This window comes from Arthrospira sp. PCC 9901 (assembly GCF_059013425.1).
Map to the genome: position 1 here is coordinate 4681700 of NZ_CP102296.1, position 21864 is coordinate 4703563.

Below are 21864 nucleotides of genomic sequence, written 5' to 3' on the forward strand. Positions count from 1 at the left end.
ACCCCCCACTCCACTTTTCAAGAATCTACCTACAACCCCAGGCCCACGCTGGGGATTTTTTTGGGGATGCAGACGATCCCCAATTCCATGATATATCATGAAACTATGACATAATGATCCCAAAAACCTTATAAAACAGTATATTTACTTATAATTTTTTGGATTACCCCTTGACCCCTCTGGATATTTTCTGCAATATGTTGATTAACGAGGGCGATCCCCACGATCCCAAAGAAAATCTACAGAGCCAACAGCCTGCTGTCTGAACACATGGAGATCACCAACCTATGGCCAAAGAAAGACCCCCCTTGGAAGAAATGACATTGCGACAATTACGCAAAGTCGCCAGCGAGTACAGTATTTCTCGCTATAGCCGAATGCGTAAAGCCCAGCTTTTAGCTGCCATTCAAGATATTGAACGTCAAAGATTTTCATCCCCTAGTCAATCCCGTACTTTGGAGGCAAAAGCAGAAGTGGAAGTAGCAAAGTTTACATTAGGCCAGGAAGAACAAACAGATGATTTCCTGTCCTCAGTTGATGAAAATCTAGTGGAACTTGGCAGCGGATATAGTGAAAGTCGCGTAGTTCTGATGGCAAGAGACCCGGAATGGGCTTATGCTTACTGGGATATCTCCAGTCAACAAAAAGAACAATTCCGGCGATTAGGTGGGCAACAACTGGCTTTACGGATTTATGACGTAACAGATATAAATCTAAGAAATCAGACTCCCCACAGCGTTCAGGAATACCCTTGTGATGAAATGGCGCGGGAATGGTATTTGCCAATTCCTGTAAGCGATCGCGATTATGTGATCGAAATTGGCTACCGTTGCGCTGATGGTCGCTGGTTAGCTATGGCCCGTTCCCAGGCGGTTCGGGTTCCCCCCATTTATCCCTCTGAGTGGATTGATGACCAATTCATTACAGTATCTTGGGGTGATGAACTCAAGGGTCAAACTTTTGCCCAACTATCACCCCCTGGCTTATCTTATGGCGATCGCATTTACGACGACCTCTTCAATCTAGCCAAAGAAGCAGAAGCTCAACGCATCGCTGGTTCCCTATTTGGTTCCATGCACCATGTTTCTAGCTTCCAACATGGCATCAGTTCCTATATTTTCCCCTCTGGTGTCGGTAAGTGGGCATCAGGTGTCGGTGAAACCATGTCCGGTGTCGGAATGTCCGGTGTCGGTCTCGGCTACTCCATGTCCGCCGTCGGAATGTCCGGTGTCGGCTTAGGGATAACAGAATCCGGTGTCGGTTTAGGCTACTCCATGTCCGGTGTCGGAATGTCCGGTGTCGGCTTAGGGATAACAGAATCCGGTGTCGGTTTAGGCTACTCCATGTCCGGTGTCGGAATGTCCGGTGTCGGCTTAGGGATAACTGAATCCGGTGTCGGCTTAGGTTACTCCATGTCCGGTGTCGGAATGTCCGGTGTCGGCTTAGGCGTAACTGAATCCGGTTCCGCCCTAGGTTACTCCATGTCCGGTGTCGGAATGTCCGGTGTCGGCTTAGGTTACTCCATGTCCGGTGTCGGAATGTCCGGTGTCGGCTTAGGCGTAACTGAATCCGGTTCCGCCCTAGGTTACTCCATGTCCGGTGTCGGAATGTCCGGTGTCGGCTTAGGGATAACTGAATCCGGTTCCGCCCTAGGTTACTCCATGTCCGGTGTCGGAATGTCCGGTGTCGGTTTAGGTTACTCCATGTCCGGTGTCGGAATGTCCGGTGTCGGCTTAGGCGTAACTGAATCCGGTGTCGGCTTAGGTTACTCCATGTCCGGTGTCGGAATGTCCGGTGTCGGCTTAGGCGTAACTGAATCCGGTGTCGGCTTAGGTTACTCCATGTCCGGTGTCGGAATGTCCGGTGTCGGCTTAGGCGTAACTGAATCCGGTGTCGGCTTAGGTTACTCCATGTCCGGTGTCGGAATGTCCGGTGTCGGCTTAGGTTACTCCATGTCCGGTGTGGGAATGTCCGGTGTCGGCTTAGGGATAACTGAATCCGGTTCCGCCCTAGGTTACTCCATGTCCGGTGTCGGAATGTCCGGTGTCGGTTTAGGTTACTCCATGTCCGGTGTCGGAATGTCCGGTGTCGGCTTAGGCGTAACTGAATCCGGTGTCGGCTTAGGTTACTCCATGTCCGGTGTCGGAATGTCCGGTGTCGGCTTAGGCGTAACTGAATCCGGTGTCGGTTTAGGTTACTCCATGTCCGGTGTGGGAATGTCCGGTGTCGGCTTAGGGATAACTGAATCCGGTTCCGCCCTAGGTTACTCCATGTCCGGTGTGGGAATGTCCGGTGTCGGCTTAGGTTACTCCATGTCCGGTGTCGGAATGTCCGGTGTCGGTATGGGTTACTCCATGTCCGGCGTGGGAATGTCCGGTGTCGGCTTAGGGATAACTGAATCCGGTTCCGCCCTAGGTTACTCCATGTCCGGTGTGGGAATGTCCGGTGTCGGCTTAGGTTACTCCATGTCCGGTGTCGGAATGTCCGGTGTCGGTATGGGTTACTCCATGTCCGGCGTGGGAATGACCGAATCCGGTGTCGGCTTAGGTTACTCCATGTCCGGTGTGGGAATGACCGAATCCGGTTCCGCCCTAGGTTACTCCATGTCCGGTGTGGGAATGTCCGGTGTCGGCTTAGGTTACTCCATGTCCGGTGTGGGAATGACCGAATCCGGTTCCGCCCTAGGTTACTCCATGTCCGGTGTGGGAATGACCGAATCCGGTGTCGGTATGGGTTACTCCATGTCCGGTGTGGGAATGTCCGGTGTCGGTATGGGTTACTCCATGTCCGGCGCGGGAATGACCGAATCCGGTTCCGCCCTAGGTTACTCCATGTCCGGTGTGGGAATGTCCGGTGTCGGTATGGGTTACTCCATGTCCGGCGTGGGAATGACCGAATCCGGTTCCGCCCTAAGCTACTCCATGTCCGGCGTGGGAATGTCCGGTGTCGGTATGGCGGAAAGGATGTCTGGTATCGGTTTCACTATGTCCGGTTCCGCCCTAGGCTACTCTATGTCCGGTATCGGGATGTCTGGTATTGGGATGGCTGCATCAATGCCTCCCATTCGTCCCCGTAAATTCTGGTTGGTGGCTGATGCTGAGTTAATCATTTATGGTGCAACTGAGCCTGATGCTAAGGTTAGTATTGGCGGACGACCGATTAAACTCAATCCTGATGGTACGTTCCGATTCCAAATGTATTTCCCTGATGGTCAATTTGACTATCCAATTATGGCCGTTGCTGCTGATGGTGAGCAAACCCGTTCGATTCACATGAAGTTTAATCGTGAAACTCCCGAACGTCACACTAATACCCGCGAGGAAGCCGTTTTAGAGTGGGTGGGTTAGGATATTAAGCGATATAACCGATAATGAGAATCTGATCTTAGCAATTGCGAATTAAGAACATGAGCCGGAGTTTTCCTGATGCGAAACCCCCCGGCTCAATTTTTGTCTGTGCGATCGCTCCTAGTAGAGAGGGGGTATGCCATAACCGAGGGAAGATGATAACCTGTAATTAGGGGTAAATAACACAAAAAACTATGGTGATCGAGAAATTACAACAACTTCAATCCCTATTTGCTGAAATGGAGCAGGCATTAATTGCCTATTCGGGAGGAATAGATAGTACGTTGGTGGCGAAAATTGCCTATGATATTTTGGGCGATCGCGCTTTAGCTGTCACGGCTGTTTCGCCTTCCCTGTTACCGGAAGATTTGGAAGATGCTCGCATTCAGGCGGCGATGATTGGCATATCTCATGAGGAAATATACACTCAGGAAATGGCTAATCCTAATTACACCGCTAACCCGGTTAACCGTTGTTATTTCTGCAAAAGTGAACTGCATGATCAGCTTAAACCCTTAGCTAGACAACGGGGTTATTTATACATAGTTGATGGTGTGAATGCTGATGATTTGCAGGACTATCGCCCGGGAGTGAAAGCCGCTAAGGAAAGGGGAGTGCGATCGCCTTTAGCAGAGGTGGGAGTTACTAAAGCTGAGGTGCGGGAAATCTCTAAATATCTGGGGTTAAGTTGCTGGGATAAGCCTTCTCAACCTTGTTTAAGTTCCCGTTTTCCCTATGGAGAAGAAATCACGATCGCTAAATTGCAGAGGGTCGGACGTGCTGAGGTTTATTTGCGCCGTTTGGGTTGGCAAAATCTGCGGGTGCGCTCCGAGGGAGACACGGCTAGGATTGAACTGCCACCAGCACAAATTCAGGAGTTTATAATTCAAAATGATTTGCCACTTTTAGTGAAAACTTTTCAGGAATTGGGTTTTGTATATGTTACCTTAGACCTAGAAGGATATCGTAGTGGTAAATTAAATCAAGTATTACAACCGGAACTCCTCGTTACCTACACCTAAATTATACTCGCTAGGTGATGAAGTTGCCAGCCGACTACTAACCCCAGCATTGACACGAGACACAGGACTAAAAATGCCTGCCAGTTTTTGGTGCTGTGGGTTTGTAGTTCCATACGGGTGAGAATGGTGGCGGATAAAGACATCAGAAGAGTGGTAAAAATTTCCATCCTGGTGGCTAATACTACCAGTAAGAAAGCTCCAAAAACTACAGATAAAAAAGCGCCAATATTGGACTGAAACCAGCGATTGAGAGGACGGCTTAAATTCTCTAAAGGAACTGTGAAAAATAGGGCGAGTAAGATAATAGTTAATTTAATAATTACCCAGAAGTGCCACTCTATTTGTCGGTTAAATAAATCCCACCCAAACACCATATAGGTGAGCATCAGTAAGAAAATTGACACCCAAAGCATAGGCGCGATCTGATGGGATTTCATGGCTACGAAACTATAAATTGGTGGAAATTGCTTGTAGGGGACAGGTGGGAATACACTGTTCACACACAATACAACGCGATCGCGTAAATGTTAAATAAAAGGTTTCGGGATTGAGAGTTAGTGCTTCTGTCGGACATACACCTGTACATAGTCCACAGTCTACGCAGCTTTGTTCATCAATGATAATTTCTCGACTGGCTAGGGAAACTGTCACGTTTTGAGATTGCATCCAATCGATCGCCGCCTCGAGTTGGTCTATATCTCCCGATAACTCTACTACCAGTTTTCCTACCTGATTAGGGGCAACTTGCGCTCTAATAATATTAGCAGCTACATTAAAATCTTTGGCCAGTCGGTAGGTAATTGGCATCTGCACTGAACGTTTGGGAAAAGTCAAAGTGACTCGTTTTTTCATGCTTCCCGGCAGAATACAGCATCTCTATCATACCATGCGATCACCAATGGTGGCTGTTTTGGTGGGGCGATCGCTTTCTATTTTCCCCCCACTTGTCTAATTCGCTACACTGTACCCAAGACGATCATCTGTGTGACTAGCTGCATTAAATGAGTACAAATCCATCTGATTCTAGTTTAACTACTTCTTCATTCACAACTCGTTTGAGAAACTTTCTGATTGCTCTTGTGGCAATTGTTCTCAGTGTCTTGGTTTTTTGGGGTTTCCGAACTAATGCTACCTCTATATCTTTAACGGAACTGGCCACGGAATCAACCCCTCTTGAGGTGGCTTTGAGTAATGGTAAACCGACTTTGATGGAGTTTTATGCTAATTGGTGTACAACCTGTCAGGCTATGGCTGAAGATATGGCAGATCTGCGCGATAGTTATGGCGATCGCATTAATTTTGTCATGCTCAATGTTGATAATACTAAATGGCTCCCGGAAATTCTCAAGTATCGAGTTGATGGGATTCCCCATTTTGTCTTTCTCAATGATCAAGCTGAGGTTATGGGGGAGGCGATCGGAGAAATTCCCCGACCTAACCTAGGGTCTCGTTTAGATGCTTTGATCGCTGGTAATTTGATGCCAACAGTCGAAACTATGGGGCAGGTTTCCACTTTTAAAGCCCCTGTTGTCCCCTCTGGGGATGCTAACACCGATCCTCGCGCACACGGTAGCCAAGTCAAACTCTAAAGCTTTTCGGGCGGGCTAAATCGCCCGCCGCCAATAGGCGGATCTCGCTTTTGATTAACTGTTTTTTACAAAAATTATCAAAACTTCAAAAAACTGTGATTTTTGTTAACTAAACTTTCCGAGGATATTCTTTGAGTAATTGTACGGATTTTAGGGAGTTGCTTAGAGAAGGCGATCGCTTGATTTTAGCTAGGTAGATGAGACGGAGACGGAGACGGAGGCAAACCTATATATTATAACATGATTTATCGATTATGGTGAATTATCCGTTGATTGCAAATAAATATTGCAAATATTGTGCAAATCCAGAAATTTCATCTAGTATAGTAGGTATATAAGGCAAGAGAAAAGTGAGGTTTTCTTATGAATATGATGTCTAAACTATCAAATATGATGGCTTACCTAACCGAAGCAGTGATTAGGATTTTTAGCCCCAGTGACGATGCTTATCCAGAAGTAGGTCCTAGCCCGTTTGAAGGAACTCCCTGTAAAAATCCTTCCCCAGCCCTGAAGTAAACGCTAGGGGATAGAGTCAGCGTCAGCACCCCCGGCTGAAGCACGGGGGCTTCGTGCCCCCCGCTTTCAGGTAGCTGACCAGCTTAAGCCTTAACTGGCTACGTTCAGAGCAAGAGTTAAAGTTCCTACCCTGGAATGCGTGCTAGTTCCAGGCACTAGAACCAAATCGTTAAACAGTCCTAAGGGGTTAAGACAGTGCGATTTGGAAAGTACCGACTCTGAACCTTGGCGAAGCAAACGTTACGAGCAATCAGAACAGACGCAACAATGTCTAACCATGTTTTCGTTTTAGATACCAACCGCAAGCCCCTGACACCGTGCAAGCCAGGGATGGCACGATCACTGCTCAAAGCCGGGAAAGCATCGGTATTTCGACGCTACCCATTCACCATTATTCTAAACAAGGAGGTTGACGCTAATCCTGAACCCCTCGAACTCAAATTAGACCCAGGCTCTAAAGTCACTGGAATTGCCTTGAAGCAAGGGAATCATATTATCTTTGCTGCCGAGTTGCAGCACCGAGGACAGCAGATTAAAGAAGCATTGCTCTCTCGTCGTCAACTCCGACGTTCTCGACGAAACCGCAAGACCCGATATCGACCAGCTCGGTTCTTGAATCGGACTCGTCCCGAAGGTTGGTTAGCTCCCAGCTTGCAGCATCGAGTAGATACTCTAATGACCTGGGTTCACCGATTTCGTAGACTTGCCCCAGTTGGCCGCATTACCCAAGAGCTAGTACGGTTCGACCTGCAATTGATGGAAAACCCTGAGATTTCAGGTGTTGAGTATCAGCAGGGAGAATTACAAGGCTATGAAATCAGGGAATACCTGTTGGAAAAGTGGGGCAGAACCTGTGCTTACTGTGGGGCTCAAAATGTACTACTTGAAGTTGAGCATATCCAGCCTCGGTCTAAGGGTGGCTCTGACCGGGTTTCTAACCTGACGATGGCTTGCCACTCATGCAATCAAGCCAAAGGCAATGGGGACATTCGGGATTTTTTATCGGGCCAGCCTGATGTCCTGAGTCGTCTTCTCAGGCAGGCCAAATCACCCCTTAAAGATGCGGCTGCCGTTAACTCGACCCGATGGGCCTTGTTCAAGGCTCTGAAAGCAACAGGACTCCCAGTTACCACAGGAACGGGCGGACAAACGAAGTTCAATCGACTGAGGCTCAACCTACCTAAAGCTCACTGGCTTGATGCTGCCTGTGTTGGACCAGTCGAATCACTCGAAGTTCTGACTTCAAAACCGTTGCTGATTTTAGCAAAGGGGCATGGAACCCGTCAGATGTGCGGGACGAATAAGTACGGATTCCCGAATCGTCACCGCTCCAGGAGGCAAATTCATAAAGGCTTTCAGACTGGCGACATGGTGACGGCACTGGTCACAGCGGGGAAGAAAATTGGCTCATATCTAGGACGGGTTCTCTGCCGTGCGTCTGGTAGTTTTGATATTACCACCGCTTCGGTACGGGTGGCAGGCATCAGCCACAAATACTGCCAACCCATTCACAGGAAGGATGGTTACGCCTATGCTTGAAAGATTGACGGGGACTAAAGTCCCCCTGTCGCGTTTCCTCCCCGGTCTAAAGACACGGGGCTTCCACGCTCCCAAGAGGTTTACGTGATCAAGACGGTCTTAGCGGGTTGGTTTAAAGTTCGAGCATGGGATTGTCCTCCAACCAGAACCTATAGCAGTTAGTGCTAGTATTTTCACCTAAGCCAAGGGATGCGAGATGCAATGCCTAGTCCGGCGGTGTCTATACTAGCCCTAGGGTTGGCTATGGTTTGGTTGGGGGCTTTTGGTGTGGGGTAGGATTAAGAAAGTTGATGGAGAAAGAAGGCGATCGCCGCGCTACCGAGGGGAACGGTTAAATTATCAATACCTAATTGAGATACCATTTCCAACAGGGTAGCACCGAGGGCGACGGCTAGGGAGATACTCCAAATTTGCCAGGTGTTACCATAGACTGGCAGTAAAATTAGGGTGGATATTATAAAACTGGTTAAAGTCATGGTGAGGGAACCTTCCCAACTTTTTTGGCTTCCCCAGATCTGATATTTATGGGAACCGAATTTCTGACCTATGGTGGCGGCGAGACCATCTCCCCAGGTCATGACTAAAATACCTAGGGCGGCGTAGTGGGGTTGTTGGCGCGGCCAAAAACAGGCGATGAGAATACCAATGCTGATGGCGTAGAAAAATGTCCCTAAACTTTGGCGACCGACACTATTAACACTGGGGAGAATGGGGACTTTTAGGGAAATTAAGGCGATCGCTGCTGATAATACCCCGGCTGCTATACCGATGGAAGCGGGGATATCCAGCCACCAAGCTAATAAAATCACGTTTCCGGTCCCAATATGCACCACCTTTCGGGATATTTCTGGATCTACCGAAAATAGGCGGTTGAGTCCTTCAGCAATAATCAGGACTAAGGCTAACCATAGACCCACCAGAGAGATATGAAGCCAAATGTTGGGATTTGCAGTTAAATCAGAAAGCATAAATTCACAGTAGTGTATAAAATAGGAAACCAAATTCAGAATATATTGGGTTATGTTTCAAGCTCCAAGTTTGTCAATTGTCAAGATAAACTAATACTGAGATTATCTAACTGTCTGGGATATGTCCATGTCTGAAGCCGATCTCCCCCTGAATCAATCCCCCGATGAAGCAGCCATCCCAGAGTATGAAGCTGGTGTGGCGCAGCCGCTGACCCACATTTCCCACACAGGGGATGATGATTGGGAAACGGTGAATTTTCCTGATGCGATCGCTATTGATCAAATTCCGCTGCTTAGACAATCCCCAGAAAATGCCTCTGTTAGGGCGGAAGGAACAGCGCCCCAGATAGCTACTGGCGGGACTAATGAGGTTGAGGGTAGCGCTCAAACTCCTCTGATTAAAGCACTTCACGCTTGTAACCGGGATTTAATCGATCGCATTGCTGAACTGTCCGAACAACTGGAAGATTGTCATCAACAGTTAAGGGAACACAAAAGTAATTCTGATCAACAATTGCAGGAACTAGATTTTACCCGCGCACAGGTGAATCGTCTGTTCAAAAAGCTAGATGTTGCTAACCGGGTGATTCGACAACAGCAAGTTTTGGTAGAGAACCTGACTGAACAGTGGGATACGAGTCAAACTCGCATGGCTCAGATGGAAAGAGAATGTGCAATGACTCGCCAAAGTTACAATGAACAGTACCATGAGTTAGTTCAGGCTCAAAATACCTGCCGTGAGTTGCGATCGCGTTTACAACGCCAACAACGCTACACTCTTCAGTTTAAGGCGGCTTTGGAGCGTTCCTTAGAAATCCGCGAATCTGGTATCAGTCCAAATCCAGAGTTAATGGTTGACTCCCCCTCCCCAGAGATGGATGATGCGGATAATCAGTTATCATCGCCATCCTTTGTGATTCATTCCCAGACGATGAATTTATCTAAGGCTTCACCTGTTCAGCCTTGGTCTGCTCAATTCGCACAACAAGGGTCATCGGTAGAGGAGTCAGACGAATTAACAACACCTACCCAAGGTGATGATAACCCCAATCCAGTTATGCCGCCCTTACTATCAACTAAGGAGGGTTTAGGATCTCAGGGAGAATCACCAAAGTCCGATGTTTCTGATTCCGAGGCGATCGCACCCCCACCCTCTACAGAGATATCTATTGAGTCAATTGTTCCGCCGGGTGAACCCGTGCTGGAAGAGTGGCCGAAACCTCGATTGGTAGATGAGGAACTACAGCGTATCCGCTTGGAATATGCGACACCAGAACCACCAGTAGAGGAATCAGTGGCTAACCCTCAACTAGCCAGGGTTGGATCTACACAGAAAACTGATAATTGGCCTGCACCTTTAATCTATCCCCAGCATCGCCGCAAGTTGGAGTCTTGGTCTGCGATTCAATTACCGACTTTCCCAAATAAGAAGGTTGAGGAAGCCGTGGAATTTTGAGTGATCGGGTCGGGTGCTGTAGCTGCTTCCAGGGTTGCTATGTGTGATATACTGATCGCCATTTGCTATTGATAAATAGTCAAATTGTCATCCGGTGGTGAGGAGTAGATCATGAAAAAGTGGCAATTGTTAACCATAACTGGTTTGGCGATGGTCGGGAGTATTCTGTCCGTTGGGTCGGCTTCTGCTCATCATCATCATTATATTGATGAGTGCAATACATTTCCTCCCCATAGACCCCATCCACAACCTAGACATGATCAGCCAACTAGATACCATGACCCCCACCCACACCATGATCCTCACCCGGTACAATACCATCGACCTCGCGGCCATCGACCTGCTAATGAGTATCCTTATACTCTGCGACCTGTGATCAACTACCAGGATTTTTATAGAAATCCCGATCTAAACCCACCCATTGTCGAACCGCCTCCTCTAATGGATATGCAATCAATGGTCGATGTGAATTCGGAACGAGCATTTATAGTTTTAATTGTGTTGATTTTTTGGGGAATTTGGGGGCCGATTTTTAAACCCAAGAAAGACAGTAAATAATCCATTAAGATATAGGGGGGGATTAATTGGAATTTGACCAACTATTTGCCACTATCGAACAGTTAGTGATGTGTCACTCTCCTAGTGGCGACGAGTCCGAAATAGATGGCTTTCTGGTCGATCGCTTTTCGGATTTGGGGGTGAAGGTGTGGAAAGACCAGGCGGAAAATGTCATCGCTGAAATACCTGGTCAAAATCCTGATGTGGCGATCGCTATTACCGGACATAAAGATGAGATAGGCGCTATTGTTAATAATATTGAACCTAATGGACGGGTGAGGATTCGGAAATTAGGGGGATCTTTTCCTTGGGTTTATGGTGAGGGAGTCGTAGACCTACGGGGAGATAATCAGACAATTTCAGGCATTCTTAGCTTTGGTTCCCGCCATATTTCCCATGAGTCCCCCCAAAAGTCTTTTCAGACTGAGAAGGCGTTAACCTGGGAGGATGCTTGGGTAGAAACTCTGCGATCGCCACAGGATTTACAAGCAGCCGGGGTGCGTCCGGGGACTCGTGTAGTAGTAGGAAAACATCGCAAAAAACCTTTCCGCATGGGGGACTATATCGCTAGTTATACCCTCGACAATAAAGCCTCTTTGGCGATTTTATTAGAGTTGGCTAAACAGATTACAAATCCTCCGGTAACCGTCTATTTGGTAGCCTCTGCTAAGGAAGAAGTGGGGGCGATCGGCGCTTTATATTTTACTAATCGCACCCGTCTGGATGCCTTAATTGCTTTAGAAATTTGTCCCCTAGCGCCAGAATATCCCATAGAATCTGGTGAGCAACCCGTGCTATTATCTCAAGATGGTTATGGCATTTATGATGAGGGGTTAAATGCTGAATTAAGGAAAGCATCTCAGCGAGTAAATGTATCGATTCAATCGGCAATTATTCGGGGGTTTGGTAGTGATGCTTCTATTGCTATGAAGTTTGGGCATATTTCTAGGGCGGCTTGTTTGAGTTTTCCTACCCAAAATACTCATGGGTTTGAGATTGCTCATTTAGGGGCAATTTCTCATTGCACTAGCATTTTGTTGAGTTATTGTCAAGGGTTATAATTGCCTGGATTTACAGGGATTTATGGGATTTACAGCCATTTACAGCCATTTATGGGGTTAAACTAGAATCAGATTCAATCATGGAATTGGTGACAGATTCAGTGTAATGTGCAGTGATATGAAACCCCAAAGTTATAGCCAGCGACACAATCAGATAGCCTATCAAAAATAAAACGGCTACTTGATCAGCGGATTGTGAAGATTTGTTAAGCATAAATTTAAGTTGATATTAAACTCTCTATTTATAGGGTATCTAGTTACACTACTAATGAATTCACCTGATGGGGTGATTTATTAGGTGATGGTTGCCAGATTTTTGCTATAATAGCTCTAATGGTGTCCGATGCGTTAGGAGGGCTGCATACTTGAAAAATAGGCAGATTTTCAGGATCAAGTTGCTTACTCTCACTTCGGCAATTTTCCTGTTGACTCCTGGGTTGTCTAGTCCGGTTGTGGACGCTAGACCTACTCTCCCTGATGCTAATTGTCGGTGTGATCTGAACGATCGCTTTGACCCTCAAGCTAAAATGCCACGGGGAATTTATCAAGGTCAGTGTATCAATTCCTGTCACCAGCGATCGCTACGACGTTTATCTGCTGCTGAGGCGGCTGAATATGGTATCGAACCCGAGGCGATCGCTGTAGCTAATGTCAGTCACCAAAATCAGTTTTGGGTCGCTAAAATTCTCCCCAACTCCGTAGCCGAAGTTATCTATCAACTGGAAAATTTCCCATCTCCTATTCCCGCCGCCCATACCCAACTAAGATTTCGTTTTTCTCCCGGTTCCGAGGTCCTGTTAATTCCTCAAATTCCCGGTTCTCCCCAGTCCCCCGTGCAGCTAAAAGACCTGATTTTTTCGGTGGAAGCTGTAGCCGTGGTGGGGGGTAACTTTGATTTGGTGGCGGGTTTCTTTGATAATTTTGCGATCGCCTATCGTTTGGTTTCTTTGGAGTCCAGAGTTCAACGGATGATTATTCAAGACGGTAATCAAGTTCAACAAATTCAATTAAACTTAACCCGACCACAAAAAAATCAGTTACTTTTAAATGCTATAACCACAAGTCACCAATATGGGTTAAGTCAAATGTATAATACCCTGAATAGAAATTGTACTACCGAAGTCTTTAGAATCATTGACCAAACCATTGGCTATCAGAGAGATCCCAATTCAGAAGAGGAAATTTTTATTAATGCACCTACGGGAGAACAGATATCTATGTTATTCGCCAGTGGCTTATTAAATCAACAGGCGATTAATCAGTTTTTGGCTGATAGTTTAGATGCCACTCAGTTACAATTTTTGCAGGAACATATCCCCACCATTTCCCCCAACGCTTTGCAACGTCGAGGGATTAAAGGAATGGCGATCGCTGATTTGAATGATGAGTTAAAAAACACTGGTGGTGGCGGGATGATTTGGTAGTATTAGCAGTCATTAACTACCCAGTTTTTTAGGGTAAATTATCATGGTGAAAAAACGGCTATTTCTGTATTCAACAATGGTGGCAACTTTAGTTATAGCCACCGGAATTCGTCAACCATCTTCAGCCAATGTACCCCTGATCAGTTCTCCCGAGTTTGAGTCCCTATGTAGGTCGGGAAATAGAGAATGCGAAATGATTGGGAAAGCCTCTCACTTCACCACCCAGTTAATCTACGAGTTATTTCAGGCGGAGAACACTGGAAATCAAGCCGCTAGACAGCAGGCGATCGCCAATATAGCCACACTATATGAAACTGAACCTGATGGGATAAAAGTAGTCAATACCCGATTAAGATTATCGGATTTCTTTCTGGTAGAAAAAGACCAGCATCTGGGTGGCTATGCTGTTTTTTTAAGCCGGGGAGAAATTCTAGCTGGTGGTATAGAAAAAGTATCATTTGTCATTGGGTTTAAAGGTCTTTATCCTAGCTTAGAAGACCCCAACGATATCGCTGTGGCTGTCTCTGCTTTACCCGAACATCTTTATCATGATGCTGGTGCGTTAATTCATCAAGGGTTCCGTGATTATTCCGGTTCTGTGTTTAATCATCAAATTTCCCAAGAGATGATCAACGATATTCTACAGCTTCAAGATAACCCGAAAACTGATGTAGAAATCGTCGTCACCGGACACAGTTTAGGTGGGTCGAGTATTCTGTATGCGGCGATGTTAGTTGATGCGGGGATTAATCCTGAAAATTTAAAAGTTATAGTTTTTGGATCGGGACCTGTAGCACAAGCTAATTTTATTAGTCAATATCCCGATTTGATCCCTAATATTATCCGCATTGAAACTCCGGGGGATATGCTACTTTATGATGATGATTCTCCCCTGAAACCTATCTATCGGGCTTTAGGTTATGTTCCATTTGGAAGATTAATTAAAGCTACAGGAAGCGATCGCCTTAATCAACTTAACCAACAGTTTGCGATTCTCCAACAACAACAGCAGATTTCTCCATCCCCAGATTTTGATACCAAACGCCTTAACTTGCTACAACAAATCCTACAGGAAAGAATAGCGATTCATGTTTATAGTTATCGGTATTATTATCAGATTTATCGGTCTAATCAAGGCGGTGGTGGTAGCTTGTGGTAAATGCCAATAATCATAACTTTTGGCGAGATAATTTAAGCCAAAAAAGCCAAGGCTTTGTTTGTCGTTTTTGCCTTATATAATGCAGATTCCATGCGTTCTAAACAGGCATTCATGTGTTCATTAGGATGCACTTGAGTAAAACCTATTCTGGGATAACAGGTAATTACCGCATCATCTAAGTTCATTTTGCGGCTTTTAAAGGCTTGCCAAATACGTTTGAGAGCAATTTTTGCACCTTGTGGGTCCGAGAAAATCACCATCACAAATTGATTATTACCCCAGTAAGCTACCCAGTCGCATTCGCGCAGGTGATCCTGAATTTCTTGGATGAGTTCCATTAACACCTGATCAGTTTTCTGATATCCCTGTTGTTGGAGACACAGATCTAAACCCTCTATCCCCATTAGCGCCAAGGATACGGGTAAGGTGTTACGTTTAGCAATGCCTAAACACTGCTTAATGCGATTTTTGACTGCTCTAGGTTCACTGACAGAACAAAAACAATCTCTGCTATTTATATCTTCAGAGTCCTGTAACTCTGGCTGTGTAGGAATTTGAGAGTAAGAATTTATCTCATCTGGTGGCAAAGTTACCCACTCCTTACTCGATGCACATATCATTTATATCATTTATTGATGAGGCTTGACTACGGCGATCGCATGACATTTACGCAACTGTCCATAACCTGGGGTCAACTCCACCCCCAGACCTCTACCTAAACGGGGGTTATAGAACACAAAGACACTGGTAGTGATGTGTAAGTCGTGATAGTATCACCTACTATCGCCACATTTGAGAGTTTCAATCCTACAGTAAAAACATAGACAAGCGCAGACATCAGTATCTGACTAATCACCTTAGCACCAGGGGTTATATCTATGCTAACACACAATCAACGAAGCGATCGCACCTGTAAACAGCCGCCTAAAATTATAGTCCCATCTGAACAACAATTTTTAGCAGAATTATTAGATCGTCTATGTAAACAGGTCAATCATCTCGAAAGTATATCTGAAATTTAACCACATTTAATTAGGTAAATTACCATGCAATATCCAATTTTGTCTTTGCCAGAATCCGGCACAATTCGCGAAAATATCGGACAACCAACCCTCTATATTTTCACTGCTAACAAAGCAGAAAAAGTCACACTAATTGTTTGGGCGGGAACTTTGCAAGCTGAACTTTATAGCCCTTCCGGTCGCGAATTAGCCTTTGTATCTTCGGGTCGTTGGCAGGGAAATATGCCGGAAACTGGAATATATCGGGTGATGATTTATCCACGCATTGAGTCTACCAATTGTGCTATTGAGGTTCAAATTGAACGACCATCACCAGAACCCAAACCAGAACCCGAACTAGAAGATAAAGATAATTCTAACGATACTATAAACCAAAAATTATCTAAGTATCGTTCTTTACCAGATCGCCCTATTGTAATTCGTTCAGGGGAATATAACGGGTCTGTGGGGTTCACATTATCGGCGCGCAGTATTCAACCCCTAACTATTCGTTGTCGCCAGGGTCAAATGATGAAAGTGACAGGGTTTGGAGTCGAATTAGCGATCGCCAGTCCTCATGGCAAGATTTTAGAGACAGGAACCCAAAACATTTCTACCCGGCTACCAGAAAATGGAGTTTATCGGATACTGGCTATTGGTGGGGAATTACCCCTAGATACATTAATTTCTGTGGATGTTCGCTAATTGCCAATTTGCTGGAATTGTGACAATTTTAAAACCCGGTTTTTGGTAGAAAATGGCTAATTTTAGGGCAGACCATAAACCGGGAATAGCTCTTTAATATCAGGTTAATTTTCCCAGTTGGCATGACTAATAAATTAGCGGGCATTATCGCCCGCTTTCACTACTTTAAGTAAGGTTATCTTTAATCAGGTTGGAGAGTCGCAAATAACCCCGACTCCGGTTCCGAGTGGGGAGAGCGATCGCTGACAATTTTCTGAGGTTTTATCAGTCCATACATTGCTGGGTTAATCTTATCAAAAATAGCCCCTAACTGTCAATAGAGTATAATAGCTGTCCATGTTCAATAACGTACTTTAATGGGATTTTGGGATTGTTAATATCTTTTCCACCTTTACTGTACCACTTTTCTTCCCACTTCCTATAAAAATATTCTAAGTCTGAGGATGTAAGTTTATAAATATACAACAAGTTGATTCCCCGGTATACTGCAAAGATCCAGTCTACTTGTCTATATTTATCAATTATGCGCGGGTTAATGTGGTGATGAGTAGAAAAACTCTTAGTTAGAGCGATATTAACTGACTTGAGTTCAAATTCATTACCATCAGCATCTTTAGCATCATTCCCCTCCCTTCCAGGTATTATTTGTAATCCAGTTACCAAAATTACCTGTAAAAGTTTACCTCCATTATCTTGAAAAATATCATTAATTCCGTGTTTAGTAGCTAGTGCTTGATACTGCTGAATATATGGAAATAACTCGTCAAGAATAGCTTTGTCTGGATGAGATTTCATAGTTACTATTCCCTCAGAAGTTCAGTAATTTCAACATCAAGCGCCTTAGCTATACGTTCCATATTGTCAATTTACACATTACGTTCCCCACGTTCCACAGAGCCTACATAGGTTCTATGTAAACCTGCTATATCAGCTAGGTTTTCCTGGGAAAGTCCTCGCATTTTACGAATTTGCTTTAATCTTTTAGCAAAAATATTTCTAGCACTAGATGGCATATTCTGATAGCTGACATATCCTATATAATATAGGTAGTGATGACCATACATCTACAGACTATAAGTAGCATAATTAATAAATCATGACCACAGAACAGATTAAATTTCCACTAGATCTCACAAAAATCAATAGCAAACCCAGTTATTATACTGGTCTTGGGGCTGCATTCTGTGGGGATTCTTTGCAATTGTTAAATCAGCTTCCTGATCAGAGCATTAACCTAGTCTTAAGCAGTCCACCTTTTGCACTACAAAGACAAAAAGAATATGGAAATAAAACCCAGAGCGAATATATTGAATGGTTAGCCCAATTTGCCAGAGTTGTCTATCAAAAGTTGAAAGATGATGGCAGCTTTGTTTTAGATTTAGGTGGTGCTTATGAAAAGGGAAAACCTGTTAGAAGTTTGTATAATTTTAGGGTTCCTATTTATTTTTGCGATCGCATTGGTTTTTTCCTGGCTGAAGATTTTTATTGGTTTAATCCTTCCAAGTTACCAAGTCCTATAGAATGGGTTAACAAACGCAAGATTAGGGTCAAAGATTCAATCAATACAGTTTGGTGGTTTAGTAAGTCGGAATTTCCCAAATCCGATGTAACTAAAGTATTGACTGATTATAGCCCCAGAATGCAAAAACTGCTGGCTGATCCTGACAAGTTTTATAATGCCAAAAAGCGCCCATCTGGACATGATATTAGCAAATCCTTTGCTAAAAATAACGGCGGTGCAATTCCTTGTAATCTCTTGCAAATTCCTAATACAGATTCCAATAGCCAATATCTCAGGGGATGTAAAGCCTTGGGATTAAAAGCTCATCCTGCACGTTTTCCCAGTCAACTGCCTAAGTTTTTTATTCAACTTTTAACAGACCCCGGAGATATAGTCGTTGATATATTTTCTGGTTCTAATACCACGGGATTTGTGGCTGAACAGGAATGCCGCCATTGGTTGGCTTTTGAGACAGATTTAGAATATGTGGCGACTTCTTCGTTACGCTTTATGGAAGACAAGATTAATCAGCAGGATTTAAGTTTACTGCATCAAAAAGTTATGTTAGGTGAATCAGTCCCCCTTCTTCCTCATTCCCGGCAATTACAGCTTTTTTAATATCAGTTTACCCATCATATATCAGTATATATAGGATTGACCCGATTAACTCATAAAATAGCGGGCATTATCGCCCGCTTTCACTACTTTAAGTAAGGTAATCTTTAATCAGGTTGGAGAGTCGCAAATAACCCCGATTCCGGTGCCGAGTGGGGAGAGCGATCGCCATTAGCCAAAGCCTTCACCTCCACAGTAACATTAGTAGCAGATGGTTGATTTAATGCCTTAATACAGAGTTCCGCAATATCCTCTCGACTGACTTTCCCCTTAATAGTATCTCCTTGGTCGAACATCAAAGCCTCGCCGCCAGGTTCTTCCGTCATAGCACAGGGGCGAATAATCGTATAGGGAATATTACTCGATCGCACTACATTTTCCCCTCGCAATTTCCAGGTTAAAATACCTCCCAATTGGTCATTCATTCGCACCGCCGGAGGTTCTTCGTCTAAATTTAATCCTGGTTTTCCCGGACGAGTCACACCCGCAGAACTCACCATCACCAGGCGAGGTTTAGCCGCCGTCCCGTAGGCTTTAATCGATTCAATTTGCAGTTGAAAAATACCCGGTTCAAACTTAGGGTTTAACTCCCCATCATATTCAAACTTACTCAGCATCAATTGAAACGCATAGACCGATTTTGAGTTAAACCCGGGATTATCTTTAAGGGTTTTGGCACGAAACACAGGAATCAATTGTTCAAAAGGAATCCTGATAGTCATGGGAATATTATAAACCGTATCAAAGGAATAGCAATAACCAATACTATCCCACTTTTCATCACAGCGGGCAATAAACTTATAACGCTTGCCATCTCCTTTCACCCGCAGTTCAATTCCCGCAAACTCCGATAAATCTAAAGGCGGTTCAAAATTCCGAGTTCTGACAGAGACAAACCCCCCAGAATTAGCCGTCGAAACATTGCCCGTAAATAAAGCAGCATCCCCAATTAGTCGCAGGGAACTTTCACTAATTCCCCCCATCACCACATCATCTAAAGCCCCCCAAGTCGCCTTTAGTTCAGCGTCTGGCTTGGTAAAATCAAACAGAATTTTTTGACCGGAATTTCGCAAGGTATTAGGGGTAGCATTAATCAGATTTTGAATGCCTTTATATTCCACCAATTCGGGAATATCAACCACCTCCGGCATATAAAATTTAACCCCTTGATAGTATTTTTCGCGGGTGGGGGTATCCCCTTCTACGGGTTGGACTCGGGTTCCTGAACAACAAATAATTGCGGTCACGTCCTGCATTACTTGGGGGGTAAGGGTTTCGGGGATGGTTAAATCAGCCTCCATGATATCAACCTTATTTCCCAGCATTTCTAGTCCCCGTTTCCGGTCTCGAACCAAGGCCCTTACTTTGATACCCTGTTGCTGGAGGCGTTTAACCACCCGCTTACCTACTCCCCCGGTCGCACCGACGACTAGGACGACTTCAGAGGGGGGACTGGGTGGCTTGGCTTCCCCCCCAAATAGCTTCTGTAGCCACGGACAACTACCTAGAAACGGAATTACGCCAAAATAGTTGAGGGTTTTCACAAACCGACTGATGTCCCAAGGTGCTTTTTGATTTTCTGTAGCCATGTCTGTCCTTCAGGTGTTGCTGTTTACTATATTAAGATATGTTACAGAATCTAGGGGGTCGGTGATTACCCGTTCTCTGGCGGTGGGTATTTGTGCTAAGGTGTGGGTTAGACGGATAGCATGATATTCATTCTATGGAAAACATTGATTGGGAAACTGCGATCGCAGCGGGATTAGCTGGCATAATTTTTTTAGGTGCGATGCTGATGATGTTCACCAATTTTTGGACAACAGCCCTGCGGAAAAAAGATGATTAAATTTTGGCAAAGATTCAGTATTTCCTGGGAAAACTCAGCTACACTTTAGGAAGTTCTACCATTATAAATTACCATGATTTTAGATGTAAATAGTGTCGCCGAATTTTCCCGCGCTAATTGTGGGATGATTTGCGCCTTCTTAGTCCCCATGAATTTAATCGCTACTCTGCAAACGATGATTTTTACAGCGGTGGGACGTTCTCAGCAGCAAATGTTATTGATGGTGGGATTTGCGAGTTTATATGCTGGGGTTCTAGTGGCTCATGTTTGGACTTGGTTTGCGATCGGTGTGGTGATGGCTCCCACATTTATTCTGTTATTTTTGGCCGCGGTTTGTGTGAGCATTAATATTTGGGCGATCGCTAAACCCACCCATATATCTCGCCTAATTCAATTAGTGATTTCCCTGGGCAAAAATACCCTACAACCGAACACCTAAGCCTCATCAATATGGTAGTAGCTTAGGGGTGGCTTCCATGGCATTTGGGTGTCACCAACAACAGCAATTATAGCCCAGTTTCCCGAAACCGGGTTATAGCAGAGCCATGTCCGATGCTCAGGGATTGAATGCTAATTTCACCCGTTCATCGTGCCAAGTTTTGCAACCACTGGAGGAGATGGGCAATCAAATCCGGGTCGCTTTCTAGGAATTGCGGTAATCGGCACTCCGGGAGGCGTTGGGGGACAATCACCGCCATGGGGGGATGGCTAAAGCGGGCGAGTTTATTGAGTACCGCCATATCAAAGCCTTGGATTGTGCCATGCTTGATAAAATTCGGGATAGGGGAGGTTTTCGGCACAGTCCCAGATGACGTTGTAGGATGCCTTGAATAGGTCAAAGTTGTTTTGGCGAACTTCATCGCTGAGGCAGTCTTTTAAGGCGGTGACGACTCCTGCATATTGTTCAGGTGTGGTGAGGATTTCCCAACATCATCCCGCCCCAACCAACACAAAATCACCTGCTTCCACTGCTTCTCAAAAATCCGATACTCTTTCCCCGCCACCGGAGAATTAACATGATTCCGAGGCAGAAAATAATCCCAATCCTCCACCGCCAACGCTGCAAAATACTCCTGAAAGGTGGCATGATAAAACGCAAAAATACTATCGCCGCGCCCATCTTTGCCCACCCGATTTAACCAGCCCAACCGCAATGCCAAATAACCCAAGGAAGTCCGATCCGATTCCTCCCCTAGATGCTGTTCCACCAAAGCCTGTGATAACCGAAATCGCTCCTGGGGCAAATTCAGCGCCGCCTTTGCCAGTTCCCCCAATTTACGATTCAAATTATGCTTTAATTTCGTGGTATTCGTGCCACAACGTTCGGCATACTTTTCCAAGTCATAGAAATTCTGATTCCACTCATAAATTTTTCGCAGGTAACGCTCATATAACTCCGCCTGAGTTTCCGGCAACGATGACCCATCCCAAGTCATGCAGAGCAAGGTCAAACGCAAGGGGTTTCGGACTAAATCAAGGAGGTGTTCCCGTCCCGGTTCATGGAGGGCGGCAATTAGAGCATCGGCAGGATTTGGGGTTGGGTTTGTCATAGCATTC

General features: G+C 45.2%; 25 protein-coding genes. 15 read left to right on the forward strand and 10 right to left on the reverse strand.

The features are described from left to right. Positions 1 to 287 precede the first annotated feature (287 nt). Positions 288 to 3347, forward strand: coding sequence for a DUF4912 domain-containing protein (locus NLZ44_RS20680; RefSeq protein ID WP_493751001.1), 3060 nt, complete (start codon positions 288 to 290; stop codon positions 3345 to 3347). A 194-nt stretch (positions 3348 to 3541) separates the two neighbouring features. Beyond that, positions 3542 to 4369 carry an ATP-dependent sacrificial sulfur transferase LarE gene (larE, locus tag NLZ44_RS20685; protein ID WP_111892374.1) on the forward strand — a complete coding sequence of 276 codons (828 nt, stop codon included), beginning with the start codon at positions 3542 to 3544 and terminating at the stop codon, positions 4367 to 4369. Here the strand turns inward: larE and NLZ44_RS20690 are convergent. Both NLZ44_RS20690 and NLZ44_RS20695 read right to left on the reverse strand, forming a co-directional pair. Next, positions 4366 to 4806 carry a hypothetical protein gene (locus tag NLZ44_RS20690; RefSeq protein WP_111892376.1) on the reverse strand — a complete coding sequence of 147 codons (441 nt, stop codon included), beginning with the start codon at positions 4804 to 4806 and terminating at the stop codon, positions 4366 to 4368. The genes larE and NLZ44_RS20690 overlap by 4 nt on opposite strands. A gap of 10 nt (positions 4807 to 4816) precedes the next feature. After that, on the reverse strand, positions 4817 to 5221 hold the full coding sequence (locus NLZ44_RS20695; protein ID WP_006618054.1) for an NIL domain-containing protein: 405 nt from the start codon (positions 5219 to 5221) through the stop codon (positions 4817 to 4819). Between the two features lie 149 nt (positions 5222 to 5370). Here NLZ44_RS20695 and NLZ44_RS20700 point away from each other — a divergent pair, with 149 nt between their 5' ends. The 3 genes from NLZ44_RS20700 to iscB all read left to right on the forward strand — a co-directional run bounded on the left by NLZ44_RS20700 (position 5371) and on the right by iscB (position 8013). Then, entirely contained in the window at positions 5371 to 5958 is a 588-nt protein-coding gene (locus NLZ44_RS20700; protein ID WP_006623987.1) for a thioredoxin family protein, read from the forward strand. Between the two features lie 363 nt (positions 5959 to 6321). Beyond that, positions 6322 to 6474 carry an isochorismate synthase gene (locus NLZ44_RS20705; protein ID WP_493751002.1) on the forward strand — a complete coding sequence of 51 codons (153 nt, stop codon included), beginning with the start codon at positions 6322 to 6324 and terminating at the stop codon, positions 6472 to 6474. A 267-nt stretch (positions 6475 to 6741) separates the two neighbouring features. After that, positions 6742 to 8013: an RNA-guided endonuclease IscB gene (iscB, locus tag NLZ44_RS20710; RefSeq protein ID WP_493751003.1), complete on the forward strand. Its 1272-nt coding sequence runs from the start codon at positions 6742 to 6744 to the stop codon at positions 8011 to 8013. 278 nt (positions 8014 to 8291) lie between these two features. On the opposite strand, the gene NLZ44_RS20715 is transcribed toward iscB, so the two are convergent. Further along, on the reverse strand, positions 8292 to 8981 hold the full coding sequence (locus NLZ44_RS20715) for a diacylglycerol/polyprenol kinase family protein (protein ID WP_111893584.1): 690 nt from the start codon (positions 8979 to 8981) through the stop codon (positions 8292 to 8294). Between the two features lie 127 nt (positions 8982 to 9108). On the opposite strand from NLZ44_RS20715, the gene NLZ44_RS20720 reads away from it, so the two are divergent. From NLZ44_RS20720 to NLZ44_RS20740, 5 genes are all read left to right on the forward strand, one after another. After that, on the forward strand, positions 9109 to 10437 hold the full coding sequence (locus NLZ44_RS20720; RefSeq protein WP_493751004.1) for a hypothetical protein: 1329 nt from the start codon (positions 9109 to 9111) through the stop codon (positions 10435 to 10437). A gap of 111 nt (positions 10438 to 10548) precedes the next feature. Further along, on the forward strand, positions 10549 to 10995 hold the full coding sequence (locus tag NLZ44_RS20725) for a hypothetical protein (protein ID WP_493751005.1): 447 nt from the start codon (positions 10549 to 10551) through the stop codon (positions 10993 to 10995). 26 nt (positions 10996 to 11021) lie between these two features. Further along, entirely contained in the window at positions 11022 to 12056 is a 1035-nt protein-coding gene (locus NLZ44_RS20730) for a M42 family metallopeptidase (protein ID WP_493751006.1), read from the forward strand. Positions 12057 to 12451: 395 nt separating this feature from the next. Beyond that, entirely contained in the window at positions 12452 to 13480 is a 1029-nt protein-coding gene (locus NLZ44_RS20735) for a lipoprotein N-acyltransferase Lnb domain-containing protein (protein ID WP_493751007.1), read from the forward strand. A gap of 43 nt (positions 13481 to 13523) precedes the next feature. Beyond that, the gene (locus NLZ44_RS20740; protein WP_493751008.1) at positions 13524 to 14639 is read left to right on the forward strand and encodes a lipase family protein; all 1116 of its coding nucleotides are present in this window, start codon (positions 13524 to 13526) and stop codon (positions 14637 to 14639) included. Between the two features lie 32 nt (positions 14640 to 14671). On the opposite strand, the gene NLZ44_RS20745 is transcribed toward NLZ44_RS20740, so the two are convergent. Further along, positions 14672 to 15226 carry a GGDEF domain-containing protein gene (locus tag NLZ44_RS20745; protein WP_493751009.1) on the reverse strand — a complete coding sequence of 185 codons (555 nt, stop codon included), beginning with the start codon at positions 15224 to 15226 and terminating at the stop codon, positions 14672 to 14674. A gap of 291 nt (positions 15227 to 15517) precedes the next feature. On the opposite strand from NLZ44_RS20745, the gene NLZ44_RS20750 reads away from it, so the two are divergent. Together NLZ44_RS20750 and NLZ44_RS20755 are read left to right on the forward strand one after the other, a co-directional pair. After that, positions 15518 to 15661: a hypothetical protein gene (locus NLZ44_RS20750; RefSeq protein WP_008053416.1), complete on the forward strand. Its 144-nt coding sequence runs from the start codon at positions 15518 to 15520 to the stop codon at positions 15659 to 15661. Between the two features lie 24 nt (positions 15662 to 15685). Further along, entirely contained in the window at positions 15686 to 16345 is a 660-nt protein-coding gene (locus tag NLZ44_RS20755; protein ID WP_493751010.1) for a hypothetical protein, read from the forward strand. A gap of 306 nt (positions 16346 to 16651) precedes the next feature. Here the strand turns inward: NLZ44_RS20755 and NLZ44_RS20760 are convergent, their stop codons facing one another. Next, a complete protein-coding gene (locus NLZ44_RS20760) occupies positions 16652 to 17140 on the reverse strand; it encodes a PDDEXK family nuclease (protein WP_048895211.1) in 489 nt (162 codons plus the stop codon). A 71-nt stretch (positions 17141 to 17211) separates the two neighbouring features. Beyond that, a complete protein-coding gene (locus NLZ44_RS20765; RefSeq protein WP_493751011.1) occupies positions 17212 to 17358 on the reverse strand; it encodes a helix-turn-helix domain-containing protein in 147 nt (48 codons plus the stop codon). 83 nt (positions 17359 to 17441) lie between these two features. On the opposite strand from NLZ44_RS20765, the gene NLZ44_RS20770 reads away from it, so the two are divergent. Beyond that, positions 17442 to 18464 carry a DNA-methyltransferase gene (locus tag NLZ44_RS20770; protein ID WP_493751012.1) on the forward strand — a complete coding sequence of 341 codons (1023 nt, stop codon included), beginning with the start codon at positions 17442 to 17444 and terminating at the stop codon, positions 18462 to 18464. Positions 18465 to 18568: 104 nt separating this feature from the next. On the opposite strand, the gene NLZ44_RS20775 is transcribed toward NLZ44_RS20770, so the two are convergent. Next, the gene (locus NLZ44_RS20775; protein ID WP_493751013.1) at positions 18569 to 20050 is read right to left on the reverse strand and encodes a CIA30 family protein; all 1482 of its coding nucleotides are present in this window, start codon (positions 20048 to 20050) and stop codon (positions 18569 to 18571) included. Positions 20051 to 20184: 134 nt separating this feature from the next. Between NLZ44_RS20775 and NLZ44_RS20780 the strand changes: the two genes are divergently transcribed. Then, positions 20185 to 20307, forward strand: coding sequence for a Z-ring associated ZapG family protein (locus NLZ44_RS20780; protein ID WP_006623967.1), 123 nt, complete (start codon positions 20185 to 20187; stop codon positions 20305 to 20307). Positions 20308 to 20380: 73 nt separating this feature from the next. After that, positions 20381 to 20746 carry a hypothetical protein gene (locus NLZ44_RS20785; RefSeq protein ID WP_111892899.1) on the forward strand — a complete coding sequence of 122 codons (366 nt, stop codon included), beginning with the start codon at positions 20381 to 20383 and terminating at the stop codon, positions 20744 to 20746. 145 nt (positions 20747 to 20891) lie between these two features. Here the strand turns inward: NLZ44_RS20785 and NLZ44_RS20790 are convergent, their stop codons facing one another. From NLZ44_RS20790 to NLZ44_RS20800, 3 genes are read right to left on the reverse strand one after another with little or no spacing between them, the layout of a single operon-like run. Continuing rightward, the gene (locus tag NLZ44_RS20790) at positions 20892 to 21107 is read right to left on the reverse strand and encodes a hypothetical protein (protein WP_493753041.1); all 216 of its coding nucleotides are present in this window, start codon (positions 21105 to 21107) and stop codon (positions 20892 to 20894) included. Then, positions 21049 to 21228, reverse strand: a complete 180-nt coding sequence (locus NLZ44_RS20795) for a hypothetical protein (RefSeq protein WP_493753042.1) — start codon at positions 21226 to 21228, stop codon at positions 21049 to 21051. Before NLZ44_RS20795 ends, NLZ44_RS20790 begins: the two co-directional genes overlap by 59 nt. After that, positions 21183 to 21857, reverse strand: a complete 675-nt coding sequence (locus tag NLZ44_RS20800) for an NACHT domain-containing protein (protein WP_493751014.1) — start codon at positions 21855 to 21857, stop codon at positions 21183 to 21185. Before NLZ44_RS20800 ends, NLZ44_RS20795 begins: the two co-directional genes overlap by 46 nt. Between the last annotated feature and the right edge of the window lie 7 nt (positions 21858 to 21864).

Coding starts and splice junctions, on each gene's coding strand:
- NLZ44_RS20680 (WP_493751001.1), top strand. CDS start 288: ATGGCCAAAGAAAGACCCCCCTTGGAAGAAATGACATTGCGACAATTA.
- larE (WP_111892374.1), top strand. CDS start 3,542: ATGGTGATCGAGAAATTACAACAACTTCAATCCCTATTTGCTGAAATG.
- NLZ44_RS20690 (WP_111892376.1), bottom strand. CDS start 4,806: ATGAAATCCCATCAGATCGCGCCTATGCTTTGGGTGTCAATTTTCTTA.
- NLZ44_RS20695 (WP_006618054.1), bottom strand. CDS start 5,221: ATGAAAAAACGAGTCACTTTGACTTTTCCCAAACGTTCAGTGCAGATG.
- NLZ44_RS20700 (WP_006623987.1), top strand. CDS start 5,371: ATGAGTACAAATCCATCTGATTCTAGTTTAACTACTTCTTCATTCACA.
- NLZ44_RS20705 (WP_493751002.1), top strand. CDS start 6,322: ATGAATATGATGTCTAAACTATCAAATATGATGGCTTACCTAACCGAA.
- iscB (WP_493751003.1), top strand. CDS start 6,742: ATGTCTAACCATGTTTTCGTTTTAGATACCAACCGCAAGCCCCTGACA.
- NLZ44_RS20715 (WP_111893584.1), bottom strand. CDS start 8,981: ATGCTTTCTGATTTAACTGCAAATCCCAACATTTGGCTTCATATCTCT.
- NLZ44_RS20720 (WP_493751004.1), top strand. CDS start 9,109: ATGTCTGAAGCCGATCTCCCCCTGAATCAATCCCCCGATGAAGCAGCC.
- NLZ44_RS20725 (WP_493751005.1), top strand. CDS start 10,549: ATGAAAAAGTGGCAATTGTTAACCATAACTGGTTTGGCGATGGTCGGG.
- NLZ44_RS20740 (WP_493751008.1), top strand. CDS start 13,524: ATGGTGAAAAAACGGCTATTTCTGTATTCAACAATGGTGGCAACTTTA.
- NLZ44_RS20750 (WP_008053416.1), top strand. CDS start 15,518: ATGCTAACACACAATCAACGAAGCGATCGCACCTGTAAACAGCCGCCT.
- NLZ44_RS20755 (WP_493751010.1), top strand. CDS start 15,686: ATGCAATATCCAATTTTGTCTTTGCCAGAATCCGGCACAATTCGCGAA.
- NLZ44_RS20760 (WP_048895211.1), bottom strand. CDS start 17,140: ATGAAATCTCATCCAGACAAAGCTATTCTTGACGAGTTATTTCCATAT.
- NLZ44_RS20765 (WP_493751011.1), bottom strand. CDS start 17,358: ATGCCATCTAGTGCTAGAAATATTTTTGCTAAAAGATTAAAGCAAATT.
- NLZ44_RS20770 (WP_493751012.1), top strand. CDS start 17,442: ATGACCACAGAACAGATTAAATTTCCACTAGATCTCACAAAAATCAAT.
- NLZ44_RS20775 (WP_493751013.1), bottom strand. CDS start 20,050: ATGGCTACAGAAAATCAAAAAGCACCTTGGGACATCAGTCGGTTTGTG.
- NLZ44_RS20780 (WP_006623967.1), top strand. CDS start 20,185: ATGGAAAACATTGATTGGGAAACTGCGATCGCAGCGGGATTAGCTGGC.
- NLZ44_RS20785 (WP_111892899.1), top strand. CDS start 20,381: ATGATTTTAGATGTAAATAGTGTCGCCGAATTTTCCCGCGCTAATTGT.
- NLZ44_RS20800 (WP_493751014.1), bottom strand. CDS start 21,857: ATGACAAACCCAACCCCAAATCCTGCCGATGCTCTAATTGCCGCCCTC.